The 19,282-nt window shown below is 64.1% G+C and carries 14 protein-coding genes and 2 pseudogenes; 4 read left to right on the forward strand and 12 right to left on the reverse strand.

From position 1 onward, the window contains the following. Positions 1-7: 7 nt before the first annotated feature. On the reverse strand, positions 8-1,048 hold the full coding sequence (locus AC0L23_RS22725; protein WP_085385074.1) for a branched-chain amino acid ABC transporter permease: 1,041 nt from the start codon (positions 1,046-1,048) through the stop codon (positions 8-10). Between the two features lie 176 nt (positions 1,049-1,224). Between AC0L23_RS22725 and AC0L23_RS22730 the strand changes: the two genes are divergently transcribed. After that, a complete protein-coding gene (locus AC0L23_RS22730) occupies positions 1,225-1,746 on the forward strand; it encodes a MarR family winged helix-turn-helix transcriptional regulator (RefSeq protein ID WP_085351833.1) in 522 nt (173 codons plus the stop codon). 198 nt (positions 1,747-1,944) lie between these two features. On the opposite strand, the pseudogene AC0L23_RS22735 reads toward AC0L23_RS22730, so the two are convergent. The 11 genes and pseudogenes from AC0L23_RS22735 to AC0L23_RS22785 form a co-directional block, all read right to left on the reverse strand. Beyond that, positions 1,945-2,787, reverse strand: a pseudogene (locus AC0L23_RS22735) (putative bifunctional diguanylate cyclase/phosphodiesterase); the annotation flags it as partial. Between the two features lie 25 nt (positions 2,788-2,812). Further along, positions 2,813-3,757: pseudogene (locus AC0L23_RS22740) on the reverse strand (PAS-domain containing protein); the annotation flags it as partial. 187 nt (positions 3,758-3,944) lie between these two features. Continuing rightward, on the reverse strand, positions 3,945-5,228 hold the full coding sequence (locus AC0L23_RS22745) for a glycerate kinase type-2 family protein (protein ID WP_085351707.1): 1,284 nt from the start codon (positions 5,226-5,228) through the stop codon (positions 3,945-3,947). A 193-nt stretch (positions 5,229-5,421) separates the two neighbouring features. After that, on the reverse strand, positions 5,422-6,651 hold the full coding sequence (locus tag AC0L23_RS22750; RefSeq protein ID WP_085351708.1) for an ABC transporter substrate-binding protein: 1,230 nt from the start codon (positions 6,649-6,651) through the stop codon (positions 5,422-5,424). 239 nt (positions 6,652-6,890) lie between these two features. After that, positions 6,891-8,117, reverse strand: a complete 1,227-nt coding sequence (locus AC0L23_RS22755) for an ABC transporter substrate-binding protein (protein ID WP_085361636.1) — start codon at positions 8,115-8,117, stop codon at positions 6,891-6,893. 119 nt (positions 8,118-8,236) lie between these two features. Continuing rightward, complete coding sequence (locus AC0L23_RS22760; RefSeq protein WP_026233592.1) at positions 8,237-9,472, reverse strand: ABC transporter substrate-binding protein; 1,236 nt, start codon at positions 9,470-9,472, stop codon at positions 8,237-8,239. A 31-nt stretch (positions 9,473-9,503) separates the two neighbouring features. Beyond that, positions 9,504-10,520 (reverse strand): branched-chain amino acid ABC transporter permease, encoded by a 1,017-nt coding sequence (locus tag AC0L23_RS22765; protein ID WP_026233593.1) that lies wholly within the window; start codon positions 10,518-10,520, stop codon positions 9,504-9,506. A gap of 2 nt (positions 10,521-10,522) precedes the next feature. Then, positions 10,523-11,401, reverse strand: coding sequence for a branched-chain amino acid ABC transporter permease (locus AC0L23_RS22770; protein ID WP_007599708.1), 879 nt, complete (start codon positions 11,399-11,401; stop codon positions 10,523-10,525). A 12-nt stretch (positions 11,402-11,413) separates the two neighbouring features. Further along, positions 11,414-12,127 (reverse strand): ABC transporter ATP-binding protein, encoded by a 714-nt coding sequence (locus tag AC0L23_RS22775; protein WP_007599709.1) that lies wholly within the window; start codon positions 12,125-12,127, stop codon positions 11,414-11,416. Further along, complete coding sequence (locus tag AC0L23_RS22780; protein ID WP_085361635.1) at positions 12,124-12,921, reverse strand: ABC transporter ATP-binding protein; 798 nt, start codon at positions 12,919-12,921, stop codon at positions 12,124-12,126. Before AC0L23_RS22780 ends, AC0L23_RS22775 begins: the two co-directional genes overlap by 4 nt. A gap of 66 nt (positions 12,922-12,987) precedes the next feature. Beyond that, the gene (locus tag AC0L23_RS22785; protein WP_018458483.1) at positions 12,988-13,854 is read right to left on the reverse strand and encodes an IclR family transcriptional regulator; all 867 of its coding nucleotides are present in this window, start codon (positions 13,852-13,854) and stop codon (positions 12,988-12,990) included. 127 nt (positions 13,855-13,981) lie between these two features. Between AC0L23_RS22785 and AC0L23_RS22790 the strand changes: the two genes are divergently transcribed. From AC0L23_RS22790 to AC0L23_RS22800, 3 genes are all read left to right on the forward strand, one after another. Further along, positions 13,982-16,078: a 3-hydroxyacyl-CoA dehydrogenase NAD-binding domain-containing protein gene (locus AC0L23_RS22790; RefSeq protein WP_085361633.1), complete on the forward strand. Its 2,097-nt coding sequence runs from the start codon at positions 13,982-13,984 to the stop codon at positions 16,076-16,078. A 217-nt stretch (positions 16,079-16,295) separates the two neighbouring features. Then, positions 16,296-17,990, forward strand: a complete 1,695-nt coding sequence (pimA, locus tag AC0L23_RS22795) for a dicarboxylate--CoA ligase PimA (RefSeq protein WP_085361632.1) — start codon at positions 16,296-16,298, stop codon at positions 17,988-17,990. Next, on the forward strand, positions 17,987-19,174 hold the full coding sequence (locus AC0L23_RS22800; protein WP_085351713.1) for an acetyl-CoA C-acyltransferase: 1,188 nt from the start codon (positions 17,987-17,989) through the stop codon (positions 19,172-19,174). Before pimA ends, AC0L23_RS22800 begins: the two co-directional genes overlap by 4 nt. Positions 19,175-19,282: the final 108 nt, after the last annotated feature.

Raw genomic sequence — 19,282 nt, forward strand, 5'->3', positions numbered from 1 at the left:
CTTGGCGTCAGTCCTTCTCTTCCTCGACCGCAGGCGCCGCGAGCGAGCGCAGCAGCAGCACGGGAATCAAGAGCATGAAAACGATCACCTCCTTGTAGTTGGAGGCATAGAAGGACGAGAACGCCTCGACGATGCCGACGACCAGCGCCGCGACGGCGGTGAGGGGGTAGCTGACAAGCCCGCCGATGATCGCGGCGACAAAGCCCTTCAGGCCGATCAGGAAGCCCGAGTCGTAATACAGCGTCGTGATCGGCACGATCATGATGCCCGACAGTGCGCCGATGACGGACGCCAGCAGGAAGGCGATCTGCCCGGATAGCGTGGTGCGGATGCCGACGAGCCGGGCACCGAGCCGGTTCACAGCGGTCGCGCGCAGCGCCTTGCCGTAAAGTGTCAACCCAAAGAACAGCCACAGCCCGACGATGAAGGCGATGGTAATGCCATAGACCGTGATGCTCTGGCCGGTGAAGCGCAGCGCACCGCTGGTGAAGGAGCCGGACAGCACGGCAGGTCCGCGCTGGCCTTCGGCGCCGAAGAACAAAAGGCCCAAACCCTGAAGCGCGAGGTGAACGCCCACCGAGGCGATCAATAGCACCAGCACGGAGGTGTGCGCCAGCGGCTGGAATGCGATGCGGTAGAGAAACAGGCCGATCATCGCCACGATCACCAGCGACAGCGCGATGCAGACCGCAACCGGCGGCTTCTGAGCGGCGTAGTAGACGGTCAGCGCCAGCACGATGGCCGGCAGCACGATATTGGTGAGGACGCTGCGCAGCACCAGGCGTCCGTGCAGCGCCTTGCGCGCGGCGAACAGGTCGAACGCGAAGGCGCCGAGGCCTAGGGCGAGCGCGAGTTTGGCCGTGCCCGGCATCTGGCCCGCGGCCAGCGAGGCATAGGTCAGCGCGCCATAGGTGACGAATTCGCCTTGTGGAATGAGGATGACGCGGGTGACGGCGAACACCAGCACCAGCGCCAGGCCGAGCAGCGCATAAATCGCGCCATTGGTGATGCCGTCCTGCAGCAGGAACAGCATGATGGTGGTATTCAAGACCGGACGCTCCCCCTCAAAGATTCAGGACCGGTCCCCTGATTGTGGTGGACGGTCCGCTCACAGCCATTGAACAGCGCTGACGATATTTGATATGGTCCATAACAATTATCAAATATAACATCAAGGGTGGCGAACGATCCTCCCGAACTTAACGGGATTGCGAGCATGAGGCGATGACCGTTTCCAAAACCGCTGAAAAGTCTTCTGAAAAACCCGCCGACACAGCCAAGGGCCGCAAGGACGCGGCCGACGGGCCCGGCGAAGCCCTCCAGCTCGGCGAGCTCTCGGAGCAGCTCGGCTATGTCCTGAAGCGGGCACAGCTCAAGGTGTTCGAGAACTTCCTGCGCTGCATGGCCTCGCTCCAGCTCACGCCGGCGCAGTTCTCCGTGCTGCTGCTGGTCGAGAAAAACCCCGGCCGTAACCAGACCGAGATCGCCTCCACCCTCGGCATCCTGCGCCCGAATTTCGTGGCGATGCTCGACAATCTCGAGAGCCGCGACCTTTGCGCGCGGATCCGCTCCACCAACGACCGCCGCTCGCACATCTTGGTGCTGACCGACAAGGGCAAGGCCGTGCTGGCCCGCGCCAAGAAGCTCGTCGCCACCAAGCACGAGGCCCGGCTGAACGAGCTGCTCGGGCCGTCCAACCGCGAAGCCCTGCTCGGGATGCTCTCGAAGATCGCCAACGAGTTTTGACGGTTGATTGCCCGGCGACCGGGCATCAAACCCGGAAGCGCGGGCGGGCTGGCGGCGGTTATGCCGCAGAGCGAACCGGTCGGGCATGGCAGGTGTTTTCGCGGACAGGAAATGGCGCTCGATTTCCTCGGCGGGCAACGGAGGGCTGAACAAATAGCCCTGCATTTCCGTGCAGCCCTCCGCTGCGATCCGGTCCCGTTGCTCCTCGCTCTCCACCCCCTCCGCCGTCGTCGTCATGCCCATCCCGCGCGCCAGTGCCGCCACCGCCCGCACGATGCTGAGGGATGCCGCATTGTTTTCCACGCCGCTGACGAAAGACCGGTCGATCTTGATCTTGTCGAAGGGGAAGCATTGCAGATAGGTCAGTGACGAATAGCCGGTGCCGAAATCGTCCATGGCGACCTTGATGCCCAGCGCCCGGAGCTGGTGCAGCGTCGTCAGCGTTCCGTTCCTGTCCTGCAGAAACACGCTTTCCGTGATCTCGATCTCCAGCCGCCGCGGATCGAGGCCGGAGGCCGCCAGCGCGCCGACGATCACCTCCGTCAGGCCCGGCTGGCGGAATTGCACCGCCGAGATGTTGACGGCGACGTGCAGATGGTCCGGCCATCGGCTTGCAGTGGCACAGGCCTGCCGGATCACCCATTCGCCGATCGGCACGATCAGGCCGATCTCTTCCGCAAGCGGGATAAAGCTGTTGGGCGCGACCAGTCCGCGCCGGGGATGTCGCCAGCGGATCAAGGCTTCGAAGCCGCTGATCTCGCCGCCGTCGGTCTTCACGACCGGCTGGTAGTGCAGTTCGAACTGGCCGGCGGCAAGGCCGTTGCGCAGGTCCTGCTCCAGCGCGCGACGGCTTTGCGCCTCTTCGCCCATGGCCGGTTCGAAGAAGCAGTGCATGCCGCGGCCGTCGCTTTTCGCGCGATACAGGGCCAGATCGGCATTGTGCAGGAGTTGCTCGGGCGTCGAGCCGTCGCCAGGCGCAATCGCGATCCCGATGCTCGCGCCCGCAATGGGTCTGGTGTCCGTCGAGCCCGAACGGAGCACTCAGCGTCCTGACAACGTCGCGCGCCAGCAGGTCCGCCTCGCTCGAATCGGAAATCGGCGTCTGGAGGATCACGAATTCATCGCCACCCATGCGCGCGACCGTATCGCTGTCGCGCGCGAGCTGCTTGAGGCGGCGGCTGACATCCTGCAGCAGGATGTCGCCGGCCTGGTGGCCCAGGGTGTCGTTGACGGCCTTGAACTTGTCGAGATCGACGTGGTGGATCGCGAACATCCCGCCCTGTTCGAGCGCCTGCTTGAGGCGCTGGCCGAGCAGGGCGCGATTGGCGAGGTCCGTCAGCGCGTCGTGGTGCGCCATATGCGCGATCTGCAATTCCGCTTTGCGCTGCTCGGTGATGTCTTCGTGGGTCGCGACCCACCTGAGATCGGGCATCGGTCGGTGCCTGATCTTGAAGGTTCGCCCGTTCTGCATCTCGACGATGCTGTCCATGGCCTCGGCTGACATGGCGACATCGGTCCGCCATTTGGCGTATTCCTCCCGCGTCATCGCCGGCACGCTGCCGACCTCGTAGCGTAGGTCGAGGATCTCCTGGAGCGGCGTGCCCGGACGAACGCGGTCGGGCGGCAGGCCGTACATCTCGATAAAGTGCGTGTTGCAGACCACCAGCCGATGGTCGGCGCTGAAGAAGCAGAGTCCGTGCGACATGTTGTTGATCGCGATGTCGAACTGGAAGTTGCGCTCCTGCAACCGCCGACTGAGCTCTTCGCGCTCTGTAATGTCCTCGTGCGTCGCCATGCCGCCGCCGTCGGGCAGGGGATGAATGGTGTAGGCGATGATTCGTCCGTCGGCGAATTGCTGGACCGTCTGCTCACTGACGACCGAACCCTCGGTGCGGGCACGGACATAGGCGCCGGCTTCTCCGCCGATGCTCAGGCCCAGTTTGAGCCGATGCTCGATCAGGTCCTTGATCGGCGTGCCCGGGTGCACCTGGTCGGGCGAGAGCGCGTACATCTCGCGGTAGATCAGCCCGACAATTCGCCCAATTTCGGGACATGTTCCTGAAACTGCGGCGAACGCGAGGTTAAGGGCGGCGATGCCCGCCCCCTGGAAAAGAGGACACCGACGAGAATTCAGAGATCGTTAACCATGTCGTCCGCCGAACCGCGCGGGGCGCCGGCGGGATGGCGATGCCGCCGTGTCAGTCGACCAGGATTACCCTGATGTCGTTCACATTGGTCAGCGTGGGCCCCGGCAGCAACAGGTCGCCCGTCGCCTCGAAGAACGTGGTCGCGTCGTTGTTGTCGAGATAGGCCTGCGGCTCCAGCCGCTGCGCCGCCATCTTCGCGAACGTCGCCGCGTCGATCAGCGCGCCGGCGGGATCAGTGGGATTGCCGGCACCGCCATCGGCGCCGTCGGTGTCGCCGGCGAGCGCGGAGATGTCAGGCGTGTCCTTCAAGAGGCCGGCGAGCGCCAGCGCATATTCCTGGTTCGGCCCGCCGCGGCCATTGCCGCGCACGGTGACCGTGAGCTCGCCGCCGGAGAGGATCGCGACCCGCTTGCCCTGCGCGCGGGCCTGAAGCGCCAGCCTGGCGTGATCGGCGGCAACGTCGCGGGCCTCCCCTTCGAGGTCGGCGCCGAGATCGATCGTCTCGTAACCGGCCTCATGCGCGAGTTTGACCGCAGCGTCGAGCGATTGCTTCGGACGTGCGATCAATTCGAAATGCGCGCGCGCGAAGGCGGCATCACCGGGCTTGCAGCTCTCGTTGGCGGGGTCGTCCAGCGCGCGGCGGACGGCATCGTCGATGTCGAGCTTGTACCTGGCGACAATGGCGCGCGCATCATTGAGCGTGGTCGGATCGGGCACGGTCGGACCTGAGGCGATCGCGGAGGGATCGTCATGCGGCACGTCGGAAATCGCAAGCGTCACGATCTCGGCGGCATTTTTGCCGGCGCGCGCCAGCCGCCCGCCCTTGATCCGCGACAGATGCTTGCGCACGACATTCATCTCGCCGATCGGCGCGCCGGAGCGGAGCAGCGCCTTGTTGACCGCCTGCTTCTGCCCGAAGCTGATGCCGTTGACGGGCGCGATCCAGTTCGCCGAGCCGCCGCCGGTGAGCAGCACCAAGAGCAGATCGTCCGGCCCGGCCTCGGCCGCGAGCGCCAGCGTGTCGGCCGCGCCCTTCAGGCCGGCTTCGTCGGGCACGGGATGACCGGCCTCGACCACGCGGATGCGGCGCGTCGGCACGCCGTAGCCGTGACGCGTGGTGGCGATGCCGACGAGGCGTTCTGGTGCGAGCCCGAGCGTGTCGAGATAATGCCGCTCGGCGGCGGCGGCCATCGCGGCCGCGCCCTTGCCGGCGGCGAGACAGATCACGCGTCCCTTTGGCGCGGGCCGCAGGTGCGGCGCCAGAATTGTGCTCGGATGAGCGGCGGCAACGGCGGCGTCGTAGAGCGCGCGGAGCAGGGGGCGTCGGTCGGTCATGACGAAGGGCCTTGAGCGGACAGGAAAGACTGGCGGCGAACGCGCCGCTCTCCTGCCTACCGCATCATGCGCCAAAGCGTAAGCCGGCTTTGCCATCATTCGATTGTGCAATCGCGTGATCATAATCGCCGCGCAAGCAAAAACCCCCTGCGATGGTTCGCAGGGGGTTTCCGTCGTCGCGTCCTTGATGGGGCTAACCGCCGACGTCGGCGCTGATCACGTCTCCGAACAGCTCAAACTTCTCGCCTTTGAACTTCTCGAGTTGAAGCTGGCTGATCGGCGCGAAATCGGTCGGCGAGGTGTTGATCTTCACGCCCGGCAGCAGGGCCTCGGTGCGGAAGTCCTTCAGATTCGCCGCTTGCTTCATGACGTTGTCGCGCGTGAGATCGTCACCGCACTGCTTCAAGACCTGAACCAGGGTCTGGGCCACGGCATAGCCGACGATCGTGCCCTTATCGAGCTTGTCGCCCTCGGGGAAGTATTTGGTCATGAAGGCGAGAAAGTCCTTCATGCCGGCATCATTGGCCCACTGCGGATCCGATACGTCCTTCAGATAATCGGCCGAGATGATGTCCTGGCCGTTCTCGAAGCCGGCAGGCTTCATCACGCTGCCGACGGAGGCAGAGACGTTGTTGAGGAAGTGCAGCGGCTTCCAGCCGATCTCGGCGTTCTTCTTGATCGCCTGGGCTGCGAATTTCGGCGTCGTGATGTTCATGAAGACGTCGGCGCCGGTCGACTTCAGCTTGACGATGTGGTTGTCGATGGTCGGTTCGGAGGTCTCGTAGCTCTCCTCCACGACGATCATCGACGCGGCTTTGGCGCCGAGGCCGTCCTTCAGGCCCTTGAGATAATCCTTGCCGTAATCATCGTTCTGGAACAGCACGGCGATCTTGGCGTCGGGCTTGTTCTTCAGCAGCCACTTCGCGTAGATCTGCGTCTCGCTCTGGTAGTTGGGCTGCCACCCCATGGTCCAGGGGAAGTTCTGCGGATCGTTCCACTTGGTGGCGCCGGTGGCGACGAAGAGCTGCGGCACCTTCTTCGAGTTCATGTATTTGTGGATCGCCGAGTTCGGCGGCGTGCCGAGCGAGTTGAAGATGAACAGCACCTCGTCGCTCTCGACCAGCTTGCGCGCCTGCTCCACCGTTTTCGGCGGCGAGTAGGCGTCGTCGTAGCTGATGAAGTTGATCTTGCGACCGTTGATGCCGCCTTCGTCGTTGATCTTCTTGAAATAGGCGGCTTCGGTCCGTCCGATGATGCCGTAGGCGGAGGCCGGTCCGCTGTAAGGCATGATGTTGCCGACCTTGATCTCGGTATCGGTCGCGCCGGTGTCGTATTTCTTCTGGGCCGATGCAGTGGAGGCCGAGGCCGCAATGAGCGCGAGCGCCAGTGACGCGGCCGCAAGTTTGCCGGTGACAGCGGGCATTCCTATCTCCCTATTTTCTTGGTGTGTGTGCGTCCCTTTTCTTGTGTTGCCTGTTTTTGGTGACGCAGCCGCAATTCAATACGATTTACCTGATGCCTACAACAGAAAGCCCCTGCGGCGGGGTCGCGGAGGCTGCTTCTTTAGTAGTCAGGGGCGGCCGCGCGCTCGTGTGCGACTGCGAGAAGAGACATCCGCTTGAGTTGATGAACCGATCAGGAGCGAGTTTGAGTTGCGCGACTTCAGTGGTCGAGCTCGCTCGAGATCACGTCCCCGAACAGCTCCCACTTCTTGCCCTTGAAGCGCATCATCTGGAGCTGCTCGATCGGGGCGAAATCGTCGGCTGCGGTGTTGATCTTGATGCCTGGCAACAGCGTGTCGGGCTGGAAATCCTTCAAGGAGGCGGCCTGCTTCATGACGTTGTCGCGGGTGAGGTCGTCGCCGCACATTTGCAGCACCTTCACCATGGTCTGCGCGGCGGCATAGCCGAACACCACGCCGGCATCGAGCTTGTTGGCCTTGGGATCGTATTTGGCGAGGAAGTTGTAGAATTTCTTCATGCCGTCATCGGCATTCCATTGCGGGTCGGAGGCGTCCTTGGTGTAGCTCGCCGACAGGATCCCTTGCGAGATCTCGAGCCCCGCCGGCTCGAGTACGCCGCCGACCGAGGCCGAGACGTTGGAGATGATGTGGACCGGATGCCAGCTGATCTCGGCCGCCTTCTTGATCGCCTGCGCTGCAAATTTCGGTGTGGTGATGCTGACGAAGATGTCGGCGCCCGAGGCCTTCAATTTCACAACGTTCTCGTCGATTGCCGGCTCCGACGTGTCGTAACCATCTTCCAGCACGATCATCGAGGCCTTGGGTCCAAGGCCTTCTTTCAGCCCTTTCAGGTAGTCCTTGCCGAAATCGTCGTTCTGATAGAGCACGCCGATCTTGCCGTCCGGCTTCTCCTTCATGATGTACTTGGCGTAGATGCGCGCCTCGCTGGCGTAGCTCGGCTGCCAGCCCATGGTCCAGGCATATTGCTTCGGATCGTTCCACTTCGAGGCGCCGCTCGCCACGAACAATTGCGGCACCTTCTTCTCGTTCATGTATTTGCGGATGGCACCGTTGGTGGAGGTGCCGAGCGAGCCGAAGATCAGCAGCACCCCGTCGCTCTCGACCAGCTTGCGGGCCTGCTCCACCGTCTTCGGCGGCGAATAGCCGTCGTCGTAGGAGATGAATTTGATCTTGCGGCCGCCGATGCCGCCCTCGGCATTGATCTTGTTGAAATAGGCTTCCTCGGCCTTGCCGATCGCCGCATAGGCGGAGGCCGGGCCGCTATAGGGCATGATGTTGCCGATCTTGATCTCGGTATCGGAAGCGCCGCTGTCGTATTTCTTCTGCGCCAAGACCGGGCCGCTCATCGCAGTGCACAACGCGAATGCGGCCAGAACGCCCGCAACCTGAAATCGAACGGCAGTCATCTTTCTCCACCCGGAACGGATCGCCGCCGCATTGAACAAGATTGATGCGGGACGTCAACAAAAAGCCCCCGCGATCGTTCGCGGGGGCTTCTCGATGTGTCGACTATAGCGTCAGAGCGTCACTCCGTGGCGATGTCGCCGCTGATGATCTCGCCGAAGAGTTCCCACTTCTCGCCCTTGAAACGCTGCATCTGGAGCTGGGCGATCGGGGCGAAGTCGGTTGGGCTGGTGTTGATCTTGACGCCGGGCAGCAGGGTGTCCGGTGCGAAATCCTTCAACGAGGCCGCCTGCTTCATGATGTTGGCCCGGGTCAGATCGTCGCCGCACATCTCCAGGACCTTGGCCAGCGTCGACGCCGCGCCGTAGCCGTAGACCATGCTGGTGTCGGACTTGTCGGCACCCGGCATGTACTTGTCGACGAACTCGTTCCACTTCTTCATGCCGGGGTCGTTGGCCCACTGCGGGTCCGTGGAGTCCTTGGCATAGGCCGCCGACAGCACGCCCTGCGAGGCCTCGAAGCCGGCCGGCTTCATCACGCTGCCGACCGAGATCGACACGTTGGTGAGGATCTGCAGCGGCTTCCAGCTCAGCTCGGCGGTCTTCTTGATGGTCTGGGCCGCGAACTTCGGCGTCGCGTAGATCAGCAGGACGTCGGGATTGGCCGCCTTGATCTTGACGATGTGACCGTCGATCGAGGGTTCGGACACCTCGTAGCTTTCTTCCATGATGATCATGGACGCGCCCTTGGCGCCCAGGCCGTCCTTGGTGCCCTTGAGGTAGTCTTTGCCGAAATCGTCGTTCTGATAGAGGATCGCGATCTTGGCGTCCGGCTTTTCCTTCAACAGCCATTTCGCGTAGATCTGCGCTTCGCTCTGGTAGGACGGCTGCCAGCCCATGGTCCAGGGGAAGTTCTTCGGGTCATTCCACTTGGTGGCGCCGGTGGCGACGAACAGCTGCGGGATCTTCTTGGCGTTGAGGTATTTCTGGATCGCGCTGTTCGAGGGCGTGCCGAGCGGGTTGAACACGACGATCACCTCGTCGCTCTCGACCAGCTTGCGGACCTGCTCGACGGCCTTCGGCGGCGAATAGCCGTCGTCATAGGTGACGAAGTTGATCTTGCGGCCGTTGATGCCGCCCTTGTCGTTGATCATCTTGAAGTAGGCTTCTTCGGTCTTGCCGATGATGCCATAGGCCGAGGCCGGACCGCTATACGGCATGATGTTGCCGATCTTGATCTCGGTATCGGACGCGCCGGTGTCATATTTTTTCTGGGCGAATGCGGCGCCGGAGGTGAGAGTGATGACCGCCGTTGCCGTCACCAGCGCAGCGGTTCGCAGTGTTCTTTCAAAAAACAATTCGGGTCTCCTTAGCTTAATCAACGGGTTGTCAGTTCTTTCTGAGCCGGCCGACGAGTTGCTGGCCCATGATCGCAATCTGCCTCGCGCCGTGCGGCACGAGGTAGATGACGGCGAACAGGAGTACGCCGAACACCGCGCCGGAGAGGCCCTTGGAGATGCCCTCCGCCATGTTCGGCACGAAAATGATGAAGGCGGCGCCGACGAACGAGCCGGGCAGCCAGCCGACGCCACCGACGACCATGCCGAGGAACAGCGAGATCGCCAGCGTGATCGTGTAGCTGTCGGGCGCGACGAACTGCACGGCGATGGCGCCAAGCGAGCCGGCAACGCCGGTGATGCCGGCGGACACGCCGAAGGCCAGCGTCTTGTACAGTGCGACGTTGACGCCCATCGAGGAGGCCGCGATCTCGTTGTCGCGGATCGCCATGAAGGCGCGGCCCGACCGGGAGCGCAGCAGGTTGACCGAGAAGATGTAGATCGCGAGCACGACGGCGAGCGAGAAGTAGTAGAGCCAGGTGTCCTGCGACATAGGCAGCCCGAACGGCGCGTCGGGCTTGGTGACGACGAGGCCCTGCACGCCGCCGGTCCAGTGCTCGAGGAAGTTCAGCTTCAGCAGCTGCGGCATCGCGGTGGCAAGCGCAAAGGTCGCGAGCGCGAGATAGACGCCCGACAGCCGCAGCGCCGGCTTGCCGAACAGGTAGCCGAATGCGAAGCAGACCGCGGCGGAAATCGGAATTGTCAGCGCATAGTTGACGTTGAAGTACTCCATCAGCACCGCCGACGTATAAGCGCCCACGGCGTAGAAGGCGCTCTGGCCGAGCGAGAACTGGCCGGAGCCGCCCGTCAGGATGTTCAAGGCCAGCACCGCGAGCCCGTAGATCAGGAGCATCGTCATCTGGAAGATGATGAAGTTCTTGACGAACACCGGCACGATCAACAGCACCGCCAGCACCAACAGGGAGGTGCCCGTGCCCAGCGTCATCGCCCGCTTCGGAACCGCCTCGACGGCCGGGGCTTCCGTGACGACGTCTTCTGCAGCGCTCATGATCAAACTCGCTTGACGATTTGCCGGCCGAACAGGCCAGCGGGTTTGACGACCAGGACAGAAATGATCAGCGCGAGCGCGATCGGAAGCTTCAGCTCGTTGCCGACGCCGGGAATGTAGGTGCCGGCGAGGTTCTCGAAGACGCCGACCAGGAAGCCGCCGACCACGGCGCCGAACGGGCTGGTCAGTCCGCCGAGCACCGCCGCGGCGAAGCCGTAGATCAGCACGCCGCCCATCATATTGGGCTCGAGGAACACGACCGGTGCGATCAGCATGCCGGCGATCGCACCGATCGCGGACGCCATGCCCCAGCCGAGCGCGATCATCCAGCTCGTGTTGATGCCGACCAGTCGGGCCGATTCAGGCACGGAGGCGGCCGCGCGCATGGCGAGGCCGATCTTGGTGTACTGGAAGAAGAAGTAGAGGCCGAGCAGCAGCAGCACGGTGACGCCGATCATGCCGGCCTGGTGGGTCGAGATCAGCTGGCTGCCGAGGAAGGGCGAGGAGCCGAACGGGGTCGGATACTGCTTAATGGTGAAGTCCCAGATCAGGCCGGCCGAGGAGTTGATGATCGCGAACAGCGCGATAAAGCCGGCGACGTTGGTCAGCACCGGCGCCTTGGCGAGCGGCTTGAACAGGATGCGCTCGATCGCGATGCCGCCGACAAAGGACAATGCCAGCGTGATCACGAAGGCAGCCCAATATGGGATGCCCCATTGCATCAGCTGCCAGGAGATGAAGGTCGAGAACATCGCCATCTCACCCTGGGCGAAGTTGAGATGGTCGATCGCCTGATAGATCATGACCACGGCGAGCGCCATGCAGGCGTAGATCGCGCCCGTGGCGATGCCGGCCAGCACTTGGTTGGTGAACAGCTCCATCGTGCCGGCTCCTCAGTAACCCAGGTAGGATTTGCGGATTTCTTCGTTGTTCGCGATGTCCTTGGCGTTGCCCGACATCACGATGCGCCCGGTCTCGATCACATAGGCCTGGTCGGCGAGCTCCAGCGCGAGCTGGGCGTTCTGCTCGACCACCAGGATCGACACCTTGTCCTCGCGGTTGATCTTGCCGAGGATGCCGAACAGGTCGCGCACCACCAGCGGCGCCAGGCCGAACGAAGGCTCGTCCAGCAGCATCAGCCGCGGCCGCAGCATCAGGGCGCGGGCGACCGCCAGCATCTGCTGCTCGCCGCCCGAGAGCGTGCCGGCCTGCTGCGTGTGCCGCTGCTTGAGCACCGGGAAATGCGCATACATGCGCTCGATGTCGGAGACGATGCCGGCGCTGTCCTTGCGGGTGATGGCGCCGAGCTGGAGGTTTTCCTCCACCGTCATGGTGGTGAAAGTGCCGCGGCCCTGCGGCACATGGGCGATGCCGAACCGAACGATGCTCTCGGTGGAGCGGTTATTCAGCGGCTTGCCGTCGAACTCGATGCCGCCGGTCGAGCGCACCATGTTGCAGATCGCGCGCAGCGTGGTGGTCTTGCCGGCGCCGTTCGCCCCCAGCAGCGTGGTCAGCGATCCCTCGCTGAGCGAGAAGGAGAGGCCGTGGAGCGCCTGGACCTGGCCGTAATAGGCGCGCAGGTCCTTGACGTTGAGCAGTGTCGTCATTGGTCCTTGCTCCCGAGATAGGCCTTGATGACGTCGGGATCCGCCTGCACCTGGGCGGGCGTGCCTTCCGCGAGCTTCTTGCCGAAATTCAGCGCGACGACGTGGTCGGCGATCGACATCACGAGGCCCATGTGATGCTCGACCAGCAGCACGGTCATGTGGCGTTCGTCGCGGATGCGGCGGATGAGGTCGCCGAGCACGTGGACTTCCTCGTGGTTGAGCCCGCCGGCGGGCTCGTCGAGCAGCAGGATCTTCGGATCGGCAGCGAGCGCGCGCGCCAGCTCGACGCGCTTCTGCGTGCCGAACGGCAGGCCCGACACAACGGTGTGGGCAACGTCCTCGAGGTCGAGATAGGCGAGGATCTCGTGCACCTTCTTGTTGACGTCGCTCTCGCTGCGGCGAACCCAGGCCAGCCGCAGCGAGTCACTGATGATGTCGCTGGAGGTGCGGGCATGGGTGCCGACGCGGACATTGTCCATCACCGACAAATTCGGAAACAGCGCCACGTTCTGGAAGGTGCGGCCGATGCCGATCTCCGCGATCCGGTGCGGCGGGCGCGTCAGGATGCTCGCGCCCTCCATCAGGATGTCGCCGGACGACGGCTGGTAGAGCCGCGAGAGGCAGTTGAAGAGCGTGGTCTTGCCGGCGCCGTTGGGGCCGATCAAGCCGAGGATCTGGCCCTTGTGCATGTCAAAGGACACACCATTGAGCGCGACGATGCCGCCGAACACGACGCTGACGTCGCGAACCGCGAGCAGGGGCGATGTCCCCTGCGCGAGCTGTGCCTGCGTCATCTCGTCTCGCCCACTGTGTTCAGTGAGCGAAGGGGCGATGTGAACCGCTCCCGATGATGACAAAGGCTATCTGATCCCCTCGGCCACACGCGCAACTTTCCCTCCTGATTTCAGCTTTTTGCTGACGTCTTTTTTGGAATGCGGCATCAGACCCCCGAGTGCCGCTTCGATGTTCCTTACCATCGCAAGCAGACGCGGTCCAATGTCGTTGATCAAACGCTCTTCCGTGAAGCGGAATGCGGGCGCGCCGCAATTGAATGCGTAGGGACCGGTTCCGTCGTTGAGCCTGAGCGCGACGCCGGCGGCGCCGATGTCGTCGTGCCAGTCGCCGACCGAAATCGCAAATCCATATTTCGCGACCGTCTCGCCGGAACGTTCCAAGCCGTCGCGCATCTTGGGCCAGCGGCTGCCGTAATGTTCGCGCAAGACGCGGGACAGTTCAGCGCGATTGTCTTCGTCGAGTGCCCAGAAATAGGCGCGGCCCATCGCGCTGGTTGCAATCGGCACCCGGGAGCCGACGTCCAGTTGAACGCCGACCGTCTCGCTGCCACGGCTCTGCCCGAAATAGATCATGCTGTGCCGGTCGCGGCCGCCGATGGCGACGGCACCGCCGGTCGCACGCATCATTTCCTCGCGAAACGGCTCGGACAAATGCCGAACGCCGAGATTGGACAACGCGGCGTAGCCGAGCGCCATCGCGGCCGGCGCAAGCTGATATTTCTCGAAGCGGGGAACCGGCGTCAGATAGCCGAGCTTGGTCAAGGTATAGGTCAGCCGCGAAACCGTCGGCTTGGGCAAATTGGTGCGGGCCGCGATTTCCTGATTGCCAAGAAGTCCGTCGCTGGGCTGGAATGCGCGCAATACGTCAAGTCCGCGGGAAAGCGCGACGACGAAATTCCGATCGGTCGCTGTCTTCTTTCCTGTACGCTTCATCCCTGATCTGCTTCTTGCGCGGAGTCGTTGACAAGCCACGTGCTTCAAAATAACCCTGCCGTCAAGATGCGGAATTAAATTCCGCAATGCGAAATTGAACAAAGTTACCCCACCAAGGAGGGACACCGTGAGCGAAGTGGTCAAGCTTGAGCGTCATGACGAAGTCGGGATCGTCACGGTCGACAGCCCTCCGGTCAACGCACTGAGCGCTGCGGTTCGCGGCGGAATTCTGGAGTGCATCAAGGCGGCGGTCGCAGATCCCGTCATCAAGGGCATCGTGCTGACCTGTGCCGGCCGCACCTTCATCGCGGGCGCCGACATCACCGAATTCGGCAAGCCGCCGAAGCCGCCCGCCCTTAACGACGTGCTTTCCGAGATCGAGAATTCACCGAAGCCGGTCGTGGCTGCGATCCACGGCACCGCGCTCGGCGGTGGCCTCGAGGTCGCGCTCGCCTGTCATTTCCGCGTCGCGGTGAAGGAAGCCAAGCTCGGCCTCCCCGAGGTGAAGCTCGGCCTGCTGCCGGGCGCCGGCGGCACCCAGCGCCTGCCGCGCGCTGTTGGACCGGAGCTCGCGGTCAAGATGATCGTCGGCGGTGATCCGATCGGTGCGGCGGAAGCGCTGAAGAACGGTCTGATCGAGGAGATCGTCGAGGGCCCGGCCGCCGGAGGCGAAGCCTTCGTACGAAAGCTGCTGGCTGAGAAGCGTCCGCTGCGCCGCCTGCGTGACGACGACTCCAAGATCGCGGCGGCCAAGGCCGACCGCTCGATCTTCACCAATGCGGTCGCCGCCATGACCAAGAAGTCGCGCGGCCTGGAAGCGCCGTTCGCGGCGGCCGACGCCGTCGGCTACGCCATCGACCTGCCGTTCGACGAAGGTCTGAAGAAGGAGCGCGAGGGCTTCCTGAAGCTCGTCGCCAGCGATCAGTCCAAGGCGCAGCGTTATGCCTTCTTCGCCGAGCGCGAGGCCAGCAAGATCGCCGGCGTTCCTGAAGGGACCAAGCCGCGGCCCGTGAACCGCGTCGCCATCCTCGGCGCCGGCACGATGGGCGGCGGCATCGCGATGTCCTTTGCCAATGCCGGCTTTCCCGTCACCCTGATCGAGACAGGCGAGGAGCAGCTCAAGCGCGGCATGGGCATCATGCAGAAGAACTGGGAAGCGACCGCGGCGCGGGGCGGCATCCCGGCGGATGCGCCCGCGAAGCGCATGGCGCTGATCAACGGCGTCGTGGGCATCGAGAACGTCGGCGACGCCGACCTCGTCATCGAAGCCGTGTTCGAGACCATGGCAGTGAAAAAGGAAGTGTTCGGCAAGCTCGACCAGTACGTCAAGCCGGGCGCCGTGCTCGCCTCCAACACCTCCTACCTGAACATCGACGAGATCGCGAAGTCGACCAAGCGTCCGCAGGACGTGCTCGGCATGCACTTCTTCTCGCCCGCCAACGTCATGAAATTGTGCGAGATCGTGCGCGCCGACAAGACCGCGCCGGATGCCCTCGTGACGGCGGTCTCGATCGCGCGCAAGATCGCAAAAGTGCCGGCCGTGGTCGGCGTCTGCGACGGCTTTGTCGGCAACCGCATGCTGGCCCAGCGCGGCAAGCAGTCGGAGAAGCTGCTGTTCGAAGGCGCGCTTCCGCAGCAGGTCGACGCCGTCGTGACGAAGTTCGGCATGCCGATGGGGCCGTTCGCGATGGGTGACCTCGCCGGCCTCGACATCGGCTGGCGCTCGCGCAAGGACCGCGGCATCAAGTCGGAGATCGCGGATGCGCTCTGCGAAGCCGGACGCTTCGGCCAGAAGACCGGCAAGGGCTATTACAAATACGAAGCCGGCTCCCGTTCGGCGCTGCCCGATCCCGAAGTCGAGAAGCTGATCGATGAGACGCTGCTTCGTTTGGGCCGCAAGAAGCGCGTCGTCAGCGACGATGAGATCCTCGAGCGCATGATGTACCCGATGATCAACGAGGGCGCGAAGATCCTGGAAGAGGGCATTGCCGCGCGCCCGTCCGATATCGACGTGGTCTGGCTCTATGGCTATGGCTGGCCGATCTACCGCGGCGGCCCGATGTTCTGGGCCGACACCGTCGGCCTCAAGCACATCGCCGATCGGCTCTCCTACTACGCCAAGGAGACCAACGATCCGAGCCTCGAGCCCGCGCCGCTGCTGAAGAAGCTCGCGGCCGAAGGCAAGACCTTCGCCTCGCTCGCGGCGGGCTCGAAAGCGGCGTGATTGGATTGGCGGTGGCTGTGATGTCTCGTCCCGGGCAACGCTCTCTCCGTTCCCTCCCCCCTTGTGGGGGAGGGTCAGGGAGGGGGGCAGCCCCGGGCGCCGGCGTTTGTGGCCACCTCCTTCCCCAACCTTTCCCCACAAGGGAGAAGGGAGCCGGTCCGCTTGTGCCCACCTCACACGACATCGTCGCGGCCGCCTTGCAGAGTAACGACCCCTAATGACCCATCCCGGCGAACAGTTTTATCCCGAGGGCGTGCGCTGGGACGACACCATCGTCCAGGGCACGCTGCCTGATCTGCTGGCAAAAGCCGCCGCCGAGTACGGCCCGCGCACCGCGCTGGAATTCCGCGACCATCCGATTAGCTACACCGAACTCGCCGCGATGGCTGAGCGCGCAGCCGCCGCCTTCCTGCGCGCCGGCTACGGCAAGAACAGTTCGGTCGCGCTGTTCCTCGGCAATACGCCGGACCATCCCGTCAATTTCTTCGGCGCGCTGAAGGCCGGCGCCCGCGTCGCGCATCTCTCACCGCTCGACGGCGAGATCGCGCTGACGCACAAGGTCTCCGATTCCGGTTCGCGCCTGCTCGTCACCTCTAACCTGGCGGCGTTGCTGCCGACCGCGCTGAAATTCCTGGAGAAGGGCCTGATCGACCGCCTGGTGGTCTGCGAGGACGATAATTGGGGTAAGGTCGGCACGCCGCAGGCTGCGATCCCCAGCGATCCCCGCATCGTCACCTTCAAGGCCTTTGTCGAGGGCGCCACCGCGCCGGCAGAGTGGCGGCAAGTGAGCGCCGACGACGTCGCGCTGCTGCAATATACCGGTGGCACCACCGGCTTGCCCAAAGGCGCGATGCTGACCCACGGCAATCTCACCTCGGCCGTGTCGATCTACGACGTCTGGGGCAAGCCGTCGCGCGCGACGCGTGGCGACGTCGTCGAGCGCGTGATCTGCGTGCTGCCCCTGTTCCACATCTATGCGCTCACCGTCGTGCTGCTGTCCTCGCTCAGGCGCGGCAATCTGATCTCGCTGCATCAGCGTTTTGACGTCGAAGCGGTGATGCGCGACATCGAAATCAAGCGCGCAACCTACTTTCCCGGCGTGCCGACTATGTGGATCGCGATCGCAGCCCTTCCCGATCTCGACAAGCGCGATTTCTCCTCGCTGGCGACGATCGGCTCCGGGGGAGCGCCGCTGCCGGTGGAGATCGCGAGTTTCTTCGAGCGCAAAGTCGGCAAGAAGCTCCGCAGCGGCTGGGGCATGACCGAGACCTGCTCGCCCGGCACCGGCCATCCGCCCACAGGTCCCGATAAGCCCGGCTCGATCGGCCTGATGCTGCCCGGCATCGAGCTCGACGTCGTTTCCCTGGACGATCCCACGAAGGTGCTGCCGCCGGGCGAAGTCGGCGAGATTCGCATCAAGGGCCCGAACGTCACCAAAGGCTACTGGAATAAGCCCGAAGGATCCGCGGAGGCCTTCGTCGACGGCCGCTTCCTCACCGGCGACATCGGCTATGTTGATACCGACGGCTATTTCTTCCTGGTCGACCGCAAGAAGGACATGATCATCTCTGGCGGCTTCAACGTCTATCCGCAGATGATCGAGCAGGCGATCTATACCATACCAGGCGTGCACGAGGTGATCGTGCTCGGTATTCCCGACCAGTACCGCGGCGAGGCCGCCAAAGCCTTCATCAAGCTGAAGACGGATGCAAAGCCGTTCTCGCTCGACGAGCTGCGCGCTCAGCTCGCCGGCAAGCTCGGCAAGCACGAATTGCCGGCGGAGGTCGAATTCGTCCACGATCTGCCGCGCACGCCGGTCGGAAAGCTGTCGCGCCACGAATTGCGCCAGCGGCAGAAACCGTCACAATCCGCCCAACTTGCCACCCAACTTGCATCAGGAGATCGCTCTTGACCGACGCCGTCATCGTTTCCACCGCCCGCACCCCGATCGGGAAGGCCTATCGCGGCGCGCTCAACGCCACCGAGGGCGCAACCCTGCTCGGCCACGCCATCGGCGAGGCCGTCGCGCGCGCCAAGATCGACCCCAAGGAGGTCGAGGACGTCGTGATGGGCGCAGCACTCCAGCAGGGCGCGACCGGCGGCAACATCGCGCGCAAGGCGCTGCTCCGTGCCGGTCTCCCCGTCACCGTCGCCGGCACCACTATCGACCGGCAATGCGCCTCGGGCCTGCAGGCGATCGCGCTCGCCGCGCGTTCGGTGATCTTCGACGGTGTCGAGATCGCGGTCGGCGGCGGCGGCGAGTCCATCTCGCTGGTGCAGAACGACAAGATGAACGGCTTCCACGCGCAGGACCCGGCGCTGCTCGAGATCAAGGGCGAGGTCTACATGCCCATGATCGACACCGCCGAGATCGTCGCCAAGCGCTACGGCATCTCGCGCGAGAAGCAGGACGACTATTCGCTGGAGAGCCAGCGCCGCACCGCCGCGGCCCAGCAGGGCGGGAAGTTCAAGGACGAACTCGCGCCGATCACCACAAAGATGGCGGTGACCGACAAGGCCACCGGTGCAGTCTCGTTCAAGGACGTCACGCTGTCGCAGGACGAGGGCCCGCGCCCCGAGACCACCGCAGAAGGCCTCGCCGGCCTCAAGGCCGTGCGCGGTGAGGGATTTTCGGTCACCGCCGGCAATGCCAGCCAGCTTTCGGACGGGGCCAGCGCGAGCGTGATCATGAGCGACAAGGAAGCGGCGAAGCGCGGGCTCAACCCGCTCGGCATCTTCCGCGGATTCGTCTCCGCCGGCTGCGAGCCGGACGAGATGGGCATCGGCCCGGTATTCGCCGTGCCGCGCCTGCTCAAGCGTCATGGCCTGACCGTCGACGACATCGGCCTGTGGGAGCTGAACGAAGCTTTCGCGGTGCAGGTGCTGTATTGCCGCGACAAGCTCGGCATCGACCCCGACAAGATCAATGTCGACGGCGGCGCGATCGCGGTGGGCCATCCCTACGGCATGTCGGGCGCGCGCCTCACCGGCCACGCTCTGATTGAAGGCCGCCGCCGCAAGGCGAAGTACGCGGTCGTCACCATGTGCGTCGGCGGCGGCATGGGCGCGGCGGGGCTTTTCGAGGTGTTGCAGTAGCCGTCGTCCAGTAACCGTCGTCCCGGCGAAAGCCGGGACCCATACTCCGCAGCAGGAGTGTGGCACGCGAACAACAATGGCCTTCGCAAACCAACGAAGGCCGGTGGT

The organism is Bradyrhizobium sp. MI1.4 (genome assembly GCF_055811315.1).

Bases quoted from the DNA above. Each gene is read 5' to 3' on its own strand.
- AC0L23_RS22785 (WP_018458483.1), bottom strand. From the start codon at position 13,854: ATGAAGCGTACAGGAAAGAAGACAGCGACCGATCGGAATTTCGTCGTC.
- AC0L23_RS22770 (WP_007599708.1), bottom strand. From the start codon at position 11,401: ATGGAGCTGTTCACCAACCAAGTGCTGGCCGGCATCGCCACGGGCGCG.
- AC0L23_RS22765 (WP_026233593.1), bottom strand. From the start codon at position 10,520: ATGAGCGCTGCAGAAGACGTCGTCACGGAAGCCCCGGCCGTCGAGGCG.
- AC0L23_RS22750 (WP_085351708.1), bottom strand. From the start codon at position 6,651: ATGCCCGCTGTCACCGGCAAACTTGCGGCCGCGTCACTGGCGCTCGCG.
- AC0L23_RS22755 (WP_085361636.1), bottom strand. From the start codon at position 8,117: ATGACTGCCGTTCGATTTCAGGTTGCGGGCGTTCTGGCCGCATTCGCG.
- AC0L23_RS22775 (WP_007599709.1), bottom strand. From the start codon at position 12,127: ATGACGACACTGCTCAACGTCAAGGACCTGCGCGCCTATTACGGCCAG.
- AC0L23_RS22745 (WP_085351707.1), bottom strand. From the start codon at position 5,228: ATGACCGACCGACGCCCCCTGCTCCGCGCGCTCTACGACGCCGCCGTT.
- AC0L23_RS22730 (WP_085351833.1), top strand. From the start codon at position 1,225: ATGACCGTTTCCAAAACCGCTGAAAAGTCTTCTGAAAAACCCGCCGAC.
- pimA (WP_085361632.1), top strand. From the start codon at position 16,296: ATGACCCATCCCGGCGAACAGTTTTATCCCGAGGGCGTGCGCTGGGAC.
- AC0L23_RS22780 (WP_085361635.1), bottom strand. From the start codon at position 12,921: ATGACGCAGGCACAGCTCGCGCAGGGGACATCGCCCCTGCTCGCGGTT.